We start from the raw sequence: 11,880 nt of genomic DNA on the forward strand, positions 1-11,880 counted from the left end.
ACCTCCTTTTTTCAAGGCGGGTCTCAAAGGACCGGAACCGGATTCGTGCACCTTCCTCGCCCGTCATTGAAATGGATTCTGGCCGTCGCGATGCTCGCCATCGCCTCGCCGCAAATGGCGCAAGCCGAGGCACTGCTGGTTGTCGAGGCCGATTCCGGCAAGGTGCTGCAGGCCGACAATGCGACGATGCCGTGGTACCCGGCTTCGCTCAGCAAGATGATGACGGCCTATGTGACGCTGAAGGCGGTCAAGGACGGCCGCGTCTCGCTCGACACGCTGCTCACGGTGTCGCCGACCGCGTCGTCGCAGTCGCCCTCGAAGATGGGCTTCCGGCCCGGCACCCAGGTCACCGTCGACAACGCGCTGAAGATGATGCTGGTGAAGTCGGCCAACGACATGGCCGTGGTGCTGGCCGAGGGCATCGGCGGTTCGATCGACGGCTTTGCCGGGATGATGAACCAGACCGCGCAAAGGCTCGGCATGACGCAAACGAGCTACGTCAATCCGAACGGCCTGCCCGCCGACGGCCAGATCACCTCGGCGCGCGACATGGCGATCCTCGCCCGCGCCATCATCCGCGACCTGCCGGAATACGAGTATTTCGTCCACATCCCGTCGATCCGCTTCGGCCGCCGCATCACCCAGAACTTCAACAAGCTGATCGGCCGCTATCCCGGCGCCGACGGCTTCAAGACCGGCTTCATCTGCGCCTCCGGCTATAATCTCGTGGCGTCGGCGACGCGTGACGGCAAGCGGCTGATCGCCGTGGTGCTCGGCGCCTCCTCGGGCCGCATGCGCGCGATCCGCGCCGCGCAGCTCCTGGACCGCGGCTTTGCCAACAATGGGATGGCGTGGCTGCGGCCCTCGCTCGGCACCGTCGACAATCTGGTGCCGATCGATTCCACGCCGCCGAACCTGCGCGAGGAGATGTGCGGTCCCAAGCACAAGCGGCCCGCCAGCGACGAGGACGCAGAAGACACCGTCGCCAGCGCCGGAAGCTCCAGCACCAATGGCGACGGCGGCGTCAGCTTCTTCGCCTCGGGCCTGCAGGCTGCGATGCCGACCAAGCCAGCCGACATGCTGGCGCAGCCGGCCGCGGCCTCCGAGCCGGTCGTGGTTTATACGGGGCCGACCAAGACCGGTGCTGCGTTGATCGCCGCGGTCGAGGCCGACACCGAGAAGATGCAGCCGGTCAAGCGCGCCAAGGGCAAGCACAGCCGCGTCGCGGGCAAGAAGCCCGATGCGGCCGATGACGCGAAGGCCGACACCAAGGGTGCCTCCAAGTCGGACAACAAGCCGGCGGCCAAGCCCGCGCGTCACGCCAACGCCAAGCCGGATGCCGCAGCTGCGAAGACGGCCGCGGCCGACAAGCCCGCCGCCGCAAAGCCTGCCGGCAAGCCGGCGGCGGCAAAGCCGGCTGCCAAGCCCAAGACTGCGGCCGACAAACCCAAGGCTGCCGACAAGCCGAAAGCCGACGCCAAGCCGGCCGGCTAGCGCAGCGCCCGCCCGTCATTTCCGACCGTCATTTTCTCCAATGCGTCGATAACGCGCAGCGGCTTGCCATTGGCCGCGGCATCGCTCAATACTGCCTGAAATAACGCGGCCAAGGTCGGAAAACCCGGAAGCAATCCGGGACATCAGCCAAGTTTGAGAGAGGGGATTGACCATCATGGAGCGCATCTGGCTCAAGCACTATCCGGCCGGCGTGCCCGCGGATATCGACGTCACGCAATATTCGTCGCTGGTCGAATTGCTGGAAGAAAGCTTCAAGAAATTCGCCGATCGCAAGGCGTTCATCTGCATGGACAAGGCGATCACCTATCGCGAGCTCGACGGGATGTCGACGGCGCTCGGTGCCTACCTGCAGAGCAAGGGCCTGCAGAAGGGCGCACGGGTCGCGCTGATGATGCCGAACGTGCTGCAATATCCGATCGCGACCGCCGCCGTGCTGCGCGCCGGCTATGCCGTGGTCAACGTCAACCCGCTCTACACCCCGCGCGAGCTCGAGCACCAGCTCAAGGATTCCGGCGCCGAGGCGATCATCGTTCTGGAGAACTTTGCCACCACCGTGCAGAAGGTGCTTCCCAACACCGCGGTCAAGCACGTGATCGTCGGCAGCATGGGCGACCTGCTCGGCCTCAAGGGCGTGATCGTCAATCTGGTGGTGCGCCGGGTGAAGAAGATGGTGCCGGCCTGGTCGATTCCCGGCGCCGTCGGCTTCAACGAGGCGCTGTCAGCCGGCCGCGCCGCCAAGCTCAACAAACCGACGCTGACGCTCGATGACGTCGCCTTCCTGCAATATACCGGCGGCACCACCGGCGTCTCCAAGGGCGCGACCCTGCTCCACCGCAACATCCTGGCCAACGTGCTGCAGAACGACGCCTGGCTGCAGCCGGCGCTGGCGAAGCCGCCGATCGTCGAACAGATGGTCATCGTCTGCGCGCTGCCGCTCTATCACGTCTTCGCGCTCACCGCCTGCTATCTGCTGGGCATGCGGGCCGGCGGCACCAATCTGCTGATTCCGAATCCGCGCGACATGGCGGGCTTCGTCAAGGAGCTGTCGAAGTACCAAGTCAGCTTCTTCCCGGCGGTCAACACCCTCTACAATGGCCTGCTGAACACGCCCGGATTCGACAAGCTCGACTTCTCCAAGCTGAAGATCGCCAACGGCGGCGGCATGGCGACGCAAAGGCCGGTCGCCGAGAAATGGTTGAAGGTTACTGGCATCTCGTTGTCGGAAGGCTATGGCCTGTCGGAGACGTCGCCGACCCTGACATGCAATCCTGCCACGATCGAGGAGTTCTCCGGGACGATCGGCCTTCCCGTCCCCTCGACCTGGCTCTCGATCCGCGACGATGACGGTAATGAGTTGCCGATCGGCGAGGCCGGCGAAATCTGCGCCAAGGGCCCGCAGGTGATGGCGGGCTACTGGAACAGGCCCGACGAGACCGCGCGCGTGATGACCGCGGACGGCTATTTCCGCACCGGCGACATCGGCGTGATGGACGAGAAGGGCTACACCAAGATCGTCGATCGCAAGAAGGACATGATCCTGGTCTCCGGCTTCAACGTCTATCCGAACGAGATCGAGGAAGTGATCGCAAGCCATCCTGGCGTGCTCGAATGCGCCGTGATCGGGGTGCCCGACGCGAAGTCCGGCGAAGCGGTGAAGGCCTTCGTGGTCAAGAAGGACCCGAACATCACCGCCGAGGACATCATCAAGTTCAGCGCCACCCAGCTCACCGCCTACAAGGTGCCGAAGCAGATCGAGTTCAGGACCGACCTGCCGAAGACCAATGTCGGCAAGATCCTGCGCCGCGAGCTGCGCGACGAGAAGAAGGCCGCGGCCTAAGGCGTGAGTGGACTGACGTTCGATGTCTGACGCAAGCCTCGCGACGCCGGCTGACGTGCTTGGCTTCTGGCGGAATGCCGGCCGCGACCGCTGGTACAAGCACGACGACGCCTTCGATGCCGAGATCCGCAGCCGCTTCCTTGCCACCTGGCAGAAGGCGGCTGCCGGCGAATTGTCGTCATGGGAGGCGAGCGATGAGGGCGCGCTGGCGCTGACCATCGTGCTCGACCAGTTTCCGCGAAACCTGTTTCGAGGCGACGCCAGGACCTTTTCAAGCGATGCGCTGGCGCGTGAAGTGGCAAGGCGCGCCATCGACCGCGGCGTCGATGCGCGGACCGCCCCCGTGCTGCGCGAATTCCTCTATCTGCCGTTCGAGCATTCGGAGGACCTCGACGACCAGCAGCGCTGCGTGACGCTGTTCGGGCAATATGACTGCCATCCCGACAACCTGAAATACGCCGAGGACCACGCCGACATCATCCGCCGGTTCGGCCGCTTCCCGCACCGCAATCGCGTGCTGGGCCGGCAGACCACGGCCGAGGAGCAGGCATTTCTCGACGCCGGCGGGTTTTCCGGCTGATGACGGAACGGTGACCAGAGCCTTTTCCGTTCCGATTGCATCGGAACGGGGCTCTAGATTCTTGTTTTGACGCGTTTTCTTCACGCGAACCGGGATCCACTTCGCTCGAAAACGCTTTGACGTCCGGCATTGCCGTTCTTCGGCGAGCCCGTATTGTGCCGTGCTGTAGCCCAGTTTAAGACAGTTCCGCTTCACCGAGGGAGAACAACGATGACGATCAATGTTGGCGACAAGCTGCCGGAAGCCAAGTTTCGCGTGATGACCGCCGAGGGTCCGCAGGTCAAAACCACCGACGACATTTTCAAGGGCAAGAAGGTCGCCCTGTTCGCGGTGCCCGGCGCCTATACCGGCACCTGCCACAAGATGCATCTGCCGAGCATCTTCCTCAACGCCTATGCCATGAAGAACAAGGGCGTCGACACCATCGCGATCGTTTCGGTCAACGACGCCTTCGTGATGAACGCCTGGAAGCGCGACACCGACCAGCGCGACGAAGCCGTCTTCCTCGCCGACGGCAACGCCGACTTCGCCAAGGCGATCGGCATGGAGCTCGACGCCTCCGGCAACGGCCTCGGCATCCGCTCCAAGCGCTACTCGATGCTGGTCGAGGACGGCGTGGTGAAGAAGCTCAACCTCGAGCCCGCCCCGGGCAAGGTCGAGGTTTCCGGCGGCGACACGCTGCTCGGTCAGTTGTAGTTTTCTGTCGTTCCGGGGCGGTGCGAAGCGCCGAACCCGGAACCTCGAGATTCCGGGTTCGATGCTGACGCATCGCCCCGGAATGACGAGGTGACGATCGTAGCGTCGTAGGGTTGGCAAAGCGCAAGCGTGCCCAACCTACGATCGAGCACCTCTGGAATACTGGATCGACCGCCTTCGCGGGCGATGACGGTTTTGAGGACTGGCGGTGGCCGCGATCGCGGACGCGACGGCGCGCCCTACCCCTTCAGCCGCGCCATCGCCACGCCTTCGCGCGCCAGCTCGTCGGCGCGTTCGTTCTCGGCGTGGCCGGCGTGGCCCTTGATCCAGTGCCAGCGCACCTCATGCGGCTTCAGCGCGGCGTCCAGACGCTGCCACAGCTCGACATTCTTGACCGGCTTCTTGTCGGCGGTGCGCCAGCCGTTGCGCTTCCAGCCATGGATCCAGCCGGTGATGCCCTGGCGGACATACTGGCTGTCGGTGGTGAGATCGACCACACAGGGCTTCTTCAAGGCTTCGAGCGCCGAGATCGCCGCCATCAGCTCCATGCGATTATTGGTCGTGTGCGCCTCGCCGCCCTTCAATTCCTTCTCGACCTCGCCGAATCTGAGGATCGCGCCCCAGCCGCCCGGCCCCGGATTTCCGGCGCAGGCACCATCGGTGAAAACAGTCACATGCGGCTTTTCGCTCACGCCGCGCACCCGGCCGGCGTGACGCCATAGTCGTTGATAGCAGCGACGCTCTGCTGGAAGCGCAGCTTGCGGACATATTCCAGCGGGTCCTTCGGCTGCACCAGCGCGCCTTCGGGCACGTTGAGGAAATCGACCAGGCGCGTCAGCAGGAAGCGCATCGCGGCACCGCGCGCGAGCAGCGGCAGCGCGGCCTCTTCCGCCGCCGACAGCGGGCGCTCGCGGCCGTAGGCGTTGAGCAATGCGCGCGCCTTGGTGACGTTGAAGGAATGATCCGGCTCGAAGCACCAGGCGTTGAGGCAGATCGCGACGTCGTAGGCCAGGATGTCGTTGCAGGCGAACGGGAAGTCGATCAGGCCCGAGAGCCTGTCGCCCAGAAAAAACACGTTGTCGGGAAACAGGTCGGCATGGATCACGCCGACCGGCAGATCGGTCGGCCAGGCGGCTTCGAGATGATCGAGCTCGCGCGCGATGAAGTCGTGCAAGCCCGGCTGCACGCTGTCGGCCCGCGCGGCGGCGAGATCGAACAGCGGCCGCCAGCCGGAGACCGACAGCGGATTGTTGCGGACCAGCGGAAAATCCCGGCCGGCAACGTGCATTTTGGCCAGCGCCTCGCCGACGCCGGAGCAATGCGCCACGTTCGGCCGCCGCGGCCACACGCCCTCGAGGAAGTTGATGATCGCGGCGGGCCGGCCGGCGAGCCGGCTAGTGACCTCGCCCTTGCGGTTGCGCGCCGGCTGCGGGCACGACACGCCGCGCTCGGCGAGATGGGCCATCAGCGACAGGAAATACGGCAGGTCGTCCTCCGCCACGCGCTTCTCATAGAGCGTGAGGATGTAGGCGCCCTGGCTGGTGTGCAGCAGGAAGTTCGAATTCTCGACGCCCTCGGCGATGCCCTTGTAGGAGAGCAGTTCGCCGATGTCGTAGCTTTTGAGGAATTCCGCGAGGTCTTCGGCGGCAACGTCGGTGTAGACCGCCATATGGTCTATTCCGCCGCGGCAGCGTCAGGCCGCAGCGAACGCGGCAGCGGGAAGAACTCGTTCTCCTCCGCGGCCGAGACCGTCTCCACGTGCAGTTCATAGCGCTCGGCGAAGGCGCCCATGATCTCCTCGACGATCACTTCCGGCGCAGAGGCGCCCGCGGTGATGCCGAGGCTCGTGATGCCTTCGAACCTGCTCCAGTCGATGTCGCTGGCGCGCTGGGCGAGCACGGCGATCGGACAGCCCTCGCGCTCGGCGACCTCGCGCAGGCGCTGCGAGTTCGACGAGTTCGGCGCGCCGACCACGATCAGGGCGTCGACCACCGGCGCCACCTTCTTGACCGCGAGCTGACGGTTGGTGGTCGCGTAGCAGATGTCTTCCTTGTGCGGACCATTGACGTTCGGGAAGCGCTGCTTGAGCAGCGTCACGATCTCCGCGGTGTCGTCGATCGACAGCGTGGTCTGGGTCACGAAGGCGAGGTTGTTGGGGTCCTTCGGAACAAAGGTCTTGGCGTCCTCGGCGGTCTCGATCAGGGTCACGGCGCCCGCCGGCAGCTGCCCCAGCGTGCCGACCACCTCGGGGTGGTGGGAATGGCCGATCAGCAGGATCTCGCGGCCGCGCTTGAAATGGATCGCCGCCTCGCGGTGCACCTTGGTCACCAGCGGGCAGGTCGCGTCCAACGAGAAGAAATTGCGGGATTTGGCCTCGGCGGGAACCGATTTCGGAACGCCGTGGGCCGAAAACACCACCGGCGCGTTGGTATCGTCGGGAATTTCGGCCAATTCCTCGACGAAAATGGCGCCTTTGGTCTTCAGGCTGTCGACCACATACTTGTTATGGACGATTTCGTGCCGGACATAGACCGGCGCACCATAAATGGTGAGGGCACGTTCGACCGTGTCGATGGCACGGACCACCCCGGCACAAAAGCCGCGGGGGGAACAAAGCACGATTCTAAGGTCGGGTTTTTTGGCTGACATCGGGCTGTCTCGGGGCAATCTCGGGACCGAATCACCCCTCGCCGGCGGGCGGGGAACGGCCAATTTGAGTAAGGACTTGGGACTGCTTTCGGGCGCTGTCAAGGCGATTTTGCTGGCCCATTGCGCCATTCCCCCCGGAGGGCTTATATAGGCCCTATAATTCCCGTCATCGCCGATGACTACCAGCTTCGCCTCGACAGAGGTGGGCGAAGCACAAAGGAGATTTGCCATGAGCAACGCACCGCTGATGCCGAAGGCGACTGCCGTGTGGTTGGTCGACAATACCGCCCTGACCTTCGATCAGGTGGCCGATTTTACCAAAATGCACCCCCTCGAGGTCCGCGCCATCGCCGACGGCGACGCCGCGCAGGGCATCAAGGGCATGGACCCGATTTCCAACGGCCAGCTGACCCGCGAGGAGATCGAGCGCGGCGAGCGCGACCAGAACTACCGCCTCAGGCTCCAGGAGAGCAAGGTGGTGCTGCCCTCCGCCGCCAAGAAGAAGGGCCCGCGCTACACCCCGGTGTCGCGCCGCCATGAGCGTCCGAGCGCGATCCTCTGGCTGGTCCGCAACCATCCCGAGCTGAAGGACGCCCAGATCATGCGTCTGGTCGGCACCACCAAGACCACGATCGCTAGCGTGCGCGACCGCACCCACTGGAACGCCTCGACCCTGACCCCGATGGACCCGGTGACGCTCGGCCTGTGCTCGCAGATCGAGCTCGATTTCGAGGTGCAGCGCGCCGCCAAGGAGAAGCCGACCACCACGGTCTACGGCGGCGCCACGCTGCTGCCGGCCTCCGAGACCACGCGCAAGGACGAGCTGGACGATCAGCCGATCGAGCGCCACGACGATCTCAACGTCGATGCCGTGTTCGCCAAGCTGAAGACGATCGGCGGCAAGAAGCCCGCCGACGAGGAAGAGTAAGCGCGGATCGCGCAACTCGAAGCGCAGAATACGAAACGCGGCAGGGCAACCTGCCGCGTTTTTGCTTGGAAGCGCATGCGATGGGCGTGACGGCGACCGTCGGCGCGGCTCAATGCCGGTCGGGATTGTTCATCATGTATTCGCCGAGATCGCGCTGCCGCCGATCGGTGCGGGCTTCGGCGTTCTGGCGCTGCACGTCGCGGTTCTTGCGGCAGGCGACGTAATCAGGCGAGCCGACCGCCACCTTGCCGCCGGCCTGGCAGTACTGATCGTCGTCGCCCATGCTCTCCGCGATCGGCGATCGGCCGCGTTCGAGGCAGCCTGCAAGCAGCGGCAGCGCGAGCAGCAAGGCGAGAGGCGCGCGAGCGGAAATGGATCGCATCCGTGGGTCCGTATCTCATGGCATATGACAGGGAGGCCGGGATGACCCGGCAATCCATCAAAATCAAGGCCGTTTTGCTTCCGAATGCGGAAGTCTTGTTCCACAGGTGCCGACCTCAGGCGCGGGAGGTGCCAGCACTCCCTCGCCCCGCTCTTGCGGGGTCGAGACGAGCGCTGCTCGCTCTTAGAGGGTTGGGGTGAGGGGCCGCCTCCGCAGAATGAATGCAGCGAGCGCGCGGAGCCCCCCTCACCCGGATCGCATTGCCATGCGACCCGGCCTCTCCCCGCAAGCGGGGCAAGGCAACAAGAGCTACGCCTTCCCCTTCAGCGCCTCGCCGATTTCGTCGAGCACCTTCGGGTCCTCGATCGTCGCCGGCATGGTCCAGGGCTCGCCGTCGGCGATCTTCTTGATGGTACCGCGCAGGATCTTGCCGGAACGGGTCTTCGGCAGCCGCGCCACCGTGATCGCGAGCTTGAACGCGGCGACCGGCCCGAGCTTGTCGCGCACCAGCGCCACGACGTCCTTCTCGACCTCGGCGGGCTGCTTGGTCACGCCGGCCTTCAGTACCAGGAAGCCGCACGGCACCTCGCCCTTGATCGCGTCCTTGACGCCGAGCACGGCGCATTCGGCGACATCGGGATGCGAGGCGAGGATCTCCTCCATGCCGCCGGTGGAGAGCCGGTGGCCGGCGACATTGATGATGTCGTCGGTGCGGCCCATCACCCAGACATAGCCGTCCGCATCCTTGTAGCCGGCATCCGAGGTCTTGTAGTAGCCGGGGAATTCCGAGAGATAGGCGTCCCTGAAGCGATCGTCCTGCTGCCACAGCGTCGGCAGGCAGCCCGGCGGCATCGGCAGCTTGATGACGATCGAGCCCATCGTGCCAGCCGCCACCGGCTTTGCCGCCTCGTCGACGATGTCGACCTGATAGCCCGGCATCGGCACCGTGGGCGAGCCGTGCTTGACCGGCAGCTGGCCGAGCCCGACCGGATTGCCGGCGATGCACCAGCCGGTCTCGGTCTGCCACCAGTGGTCGATGACCGGCACCTTCAGCTGCTGCTCGGCCCACTCCACGGTCGGCGGATCGGCGCGCTCGCCGGCGAGGAACAGGGTGCGGAAGCTCGAGAGATCGTAATTCCGGATGAACTTGCCTTCGGGGTCTTCCTTCTTGATCGCGCGGAACGCGGTCGGCGCGGTGAAGAAGGCGACCGCCTTGTGCTCGCTGATCACGCGCCAGAACGCGCCGGCATCCGGCGTGCCGATCGGCTTGCCCTCGTACATGATGGTGGTCGCGCCGTGGATCAGCGGGCCATAGACGATGTAGGAATGGCCGACCACCCAGCCGATGTCGGAGCCGCACCACCAGATCTCGCCGGGCTTCACGCCGTAGAGATTGTGCATCGACCATTTCAGCGCGACGAGATGACCACCATTGTCGCGCACCACGCCCTTCGGGATTCCGGTCGTGCCCGACGTGTAGAGGATGTAGAGCGGATCGGTGGCGGCTACCGGCACGCACGGCGCGGCCTTGCCGGCGTCGAATGCGGCGCGGCGCAGCGTCGCCCAGTCATGATCGCGGCCCGCGGTGAGCTCGCAAGCCTGCTGCGGCCGCTGCAGGATGATGCAGGTCTCGGGCTTGCTGCCGGCGAGGCGGATCGCCTCGTCGAGCAGCGGCTTGTATTGCACGATGCGCCCGGGCTCGATGCCGCAGCTCGCCGAGAAGATCAGCTTCGGCTTGGCGTCATCGATGCGGGTCGCAAGCTCCTTGGCCGCGAAGCCGCCGAACACCACGCTGTGCACCGCGCCGATCCGCGCGCAGGCGAGCATCGCGACGACGGCCTCCGGCACCATCGGCATATAGAGGATGACGCGATCGCCCTTCGCCACGCCGAAATCCTGCATCACCGCAGCCAGCGTCTGCACTTCCTCCAACAATTCGGAATAGGTGAACTTGGTGATCGTGTTGGTGAGCGGCGAATCGTGGATCAGCGCGACCTGGCCGGCGCGGCCGCCGGCGACATGGCGATCCAGCGCGTTGTAGCAGGTGTTGACCACGGCGCCCGCGAACCAGCGCCCATAGGCGCCCATGGAGGGATCGAAGATCTTCTTGGCCGGCTCGATCCAGTCGATCTCGCGCGCCGCTTCCGCCCAAAAGCCCTCGGGGTCCCGGAGCGAGCGTGCATACACCTCATGATACCGGCTCTGCTGGATATTCATCGCGTTTCTCCCTCGCGCGGTCGCGCGTCATTTGCCGACCATTGTCACGGGAAGTGGCGCCGTTTCAAGCCGAAATGACCGCGACCTTCGGCCGGGTCGGAGCAAAGCGTTTTCGAGCGAGGTGGGTCCCGGTTCGCGTGAAGAAAACGCGTCAAAACAAGAATCTAGAGCTCATTCCGCTTCGATCGGAACGGAGCACTAGTAGCCGTCGACGCCGTTGATCCGCTGCAGCCGCTCGCGCATCGCCTTTTCCAGATCGTAGCCCGGCTTGCCGAAGTCGGCATTGCGGCGGGCGATGAACTGATCCTGCGCGCGCTGCAGCTCGCGCGCCTCGCGCGGGGTCTGCGCCTCGCGCACCGTGCGGAAGGTGGATGCGACGATCTCGCGATCGAGATCGGCAAGCGTGGGATTGGCGCAGATTGCCTTCTCCACCGGCCGGCGCGCCTTGCGGCAATCGAAGCTCGGCTTGCCGGCGACCGCCATCATGGCGCCGATCCGCTCCAGCTCCAGCGACAGCGATTTGTAGTTGGCCCTGGCGGCGGCGTGATTGGGGTCGAGCTTGACGGCAGCACCAAAATCCAGGATCGCCTTCGGCCGGTCGCCCTTGCGGCGCCACAGCTCGCCGCGCGCATTATGCGCATCGGCAAGCGATGGATCGAGCTTGAGCGCGGTGTCATAGTCTGCGATCGCACGATCGATCATCTGCTTGCGGTCATAGGCGCCCGCCCGCGCCATCAGCGCCTTAACGCGATCGGGCCTCGTCGCCTTCTCATTGTCGATCAGCGCGCCGCAGACATCGATGATCTTGTCGTCATCGGCGGCCGCTGCCGCCGCGATGCAGGGGCCGGCGTTGGCCTGCACATCCTCGCCCGGTTCGCTGCCGGTGGCGCGCGCAACGCCCGTCATCAGCGCGCCCGACAGGCCGACACAGACCAGCATCGCGGCCAGATTTGCAGGTTTGCGTCGCATCCTGATCGCCGACAAATCGTCCCTCTTCCGCGCCCGAACCGCCGGCCTCCGATGCCCGGCGGCGCGCCATTTGCCGCAAAACCACACGCTGGATTATACGTCAATTG

The 11,880-nt window shown here is 65.2% G+C and carries 11 protein-coding genes; 5 read left to right on the top strand and 6 right to left on the bottom strand.

The annotated features are described in order from the left end of the window. Positions 1 to 45: 45 nt before the first annotated feature. The 4 genes from J2R80_RS01575 (at position 46) to J2R80_RS01590 (ending at position 4,628) form a co-directional block, all read left to right on the top strand. Positions 46 to 1,494 carry a D-alanyl-D-alanine carboxypeptidase family protein gene (locus tag J2R80_RS01575; RefSeq protein WP_371852097.1) on the top strand — a complete coding sequence of 483 codons (1,449 nt, stop codon included), beginning with the start codon at positions 46 to 48 and terminating at the stop codon, positions 1,492 to 1,494. A 175-nt stretch (positions 1,495 to 1,669) separates the two neighbouring features. Then, complete coding sequence (locus J2R80_RS01580; RefSeq protein ID WP_076825259.1) at positions 1,670 to 3,352, top strand: long-chain fatty acid--CoA ligase; 1,683 nt, start codon at positions 1,670 to 1,672, stop codon at positions 3,350 to 3,352. 22 nt (positions 3,353 to 3,374) lie between these two features. Then, positions 3,375 to 3,932: a DUF924 family protein gene (locus J2R80_RS01585; RefSeq protein ID WP_057016402.1), complete on the top strand. Its 558-nt coding sequence runs from the start codon at positions 3,375 to 3,377 to the stop codon at positions 3,930 to 3,932. Between the two features lie 210 nt (positions 3,933 to 4,142). Continuing rightward, positions 4,143 to 4,628 carry a peroxiredoxin gene (locus J2R80_RS01590; protein ID WP_018269652.1) on the top strand — a complete coding sequence of 162 codons (486 nt, stop codon included), beginning with the start codon at positions 4,143 to 4,145 and terminating at the stop codon, positions 4,626 to 4,628. A gap of 239 nt (positions 4,629 to 4,867) precedes the next feature. Here the strand turns inward: J2R80_RS01590 and rnhA are convergent, their stop codons facing one another. Genes rnhA through ispH form a run of 3 tightly spaced genes read right to left on the bottom strand, consistent with a single transcriptional unit; the run spans position 4,868 to position 7,277 of the window. Next, entirely contained in the window at positions 4,868 to 5,320 is a 453-nt protein-coding gene (rnhA, locus tag J2R80_RS01595) for a ribonuclease HI (protein ID WP_253637908.1), read from the bottom strand. After that, entirely contained in the window at positions 5,317 to 6,297 is a 981-nt protein-coding gene (locus J2R80_RS01600) for a homoserine kinase (RefSeq protein WP_057016403.1), read from the bottom strand. Before J2R80_RS01600 ends, rnhA begins: the two co-directional genes overlap by 4 nt. A 5-nt stretch (positions 6,298 to 6,302) precedes the next feature. Then, a complete protein-coding gene (ispH, locus tag J2R80_RS01605; RefSeq protein WP_057016404.1) occupies positions 6,303 to 7,277 on the bottom strand; it encodes a 4-hydroxy-3-methylbut-2-enyl diphosphate reductase in 975 nt (324 codons plus the stop codon). 229 nt (positions 7,278 to 7,506) lie between these two features. Between ispH and J2R80_RS01610 the strand changes: the two genes are divergently transcribed. Continuing rightward, positions 7,507 to 8,205 (top strand): DUF1013 domain-containing protein, encoded by a 699-nt coding sequence (locus tag J2R80_RS01610; RefSeq protein WP_076825203.1) that lies wholly within the window; start codon positions 7,507 to 7,509, stop codon positions 8,203 to 8,205. Positions 8,206 to 8,314: 109 nt separating this feature from the next. Here J2R80_RS01610 and J2R80_RS01615 read toward each other — a convergent pair whose 3' ends face one another. The 3 genes from J2R80_RS01615 to J2R80_RS01625 all read right to left on the bottom strand — a co-directional run bounded on the left by J2R80_RS01615 (position 8,315) and on the right by J2R80_RS01625 (position 11,773). Beyond that, positions 8,315 to 8,587: a hypothetical protein gene (locus tag J2R80_RS01615; protein ID WP_075969207.1), complete on the bottom strand. Its 273-nt coding sequence runs from the start codon at positions 8,585 to 8,587 to the stop codon at positions 8,315 to 8,317. Between the two features lie 309 nt (positions 8,588 to 8,896). Continuing rightward, complete coding sequence (locus J2R80_RS01620) at positions 8,897 to 10,804, bottom strand: propionyl-CoA synthetase (RefSeq protein WP_076825205.1); 1,908 nt, start codon at positions 10,802 to 10,804, stop codon at positions 8,897 to 8,899. 198 nt (positions 10,805 to 11,002) lie between these two features. Then, positions 11,003 to 11,773: a tetratricopeptide repeat protein gene (locus J2R80_RS01625; protein WP_083714897.1), complete on the bottom strand. Its 771-nt coding sequence runs from the start codon at positions 11,771 to 11,773 to the stop codon at positions 11,003 to 11,005. Between the last annotated feature and the right edge of the window lie 107 nt (positions 11,774 to 11,880).

Source organism: Bradyrhizobium sp. USDA 4541 (assembly GCF_024171085.1).
GTDB lineage: Bacteria > Pseudomonadota > Alphaproteobacteria > Rhizobiales > Xanthobacteraceae > Bradyrhizobium > Bradyrhizobium australafricanum.

Coding starts and splice junctions, on each gene's coding strand:
- ispH (WP_057016404.1), bottom strand. CDS start 7,277: ATGTCAGCCAAAAAACCCGACCTTAGAATCGTGCTTTGTTCCCCCCGC.
- J2R80_RS01585 (WP_057016402.1), top strand. CDS start 3,375: ATGTCTGACGCAAGCCTCGCGACGCCGGCTGACGTGCTTGGCTTCTGG.
- J2R80_RS01625 (WP_083714897.1), bottom strand. CDS start 11,773: ATGCGACGCAAACCTGCAAATCTGGCCGCGATGCTGGTCTGTGTCGGC.
- J2R80_RS01590 (WP_018269652.1), top strand. CDS start 4,143: ATGACGATCAATGTTGGCGACAAGCTGCCGGAAGCCAAGTTTCGCGTG.
- J2R80_RS01600 (WP_057016403.1), bottom strand. CDS start 6,297: ATGGCGGTCTACACCGACGTTGCCGCCGAAGACCTCGCGGAATTCCTC.
- J2R80_RS01610 (WP_076825203.1), top strand. CDS start 7,507: ATGAGCAACGCACCGCTGATGCCGAAGGCGACTGCCGTGTGGTTGGTC.
- J2R80_RS01620 (WP_076825205.1), bottom strand. CDS start 10,804: ATGAATATCCAGCAGAGCCGGTATCATGAGGTGTATGCACGCTCGCTC.
- J2R80_RS01615 (WP_075969207.1), bottom strand. CDS start 8,587: ATGCGATCCATTTCCGCTCGCGCGCCTCTCGCCTTGCTGCTCGCGCTG.
- J2R80_RS01580 (WP_076825259.1), top strand. CDS start 1,670: ATGGAGCGCATCTGGCTCAAGCACTATCCGGCCGGCGTGCCCGCGGAT.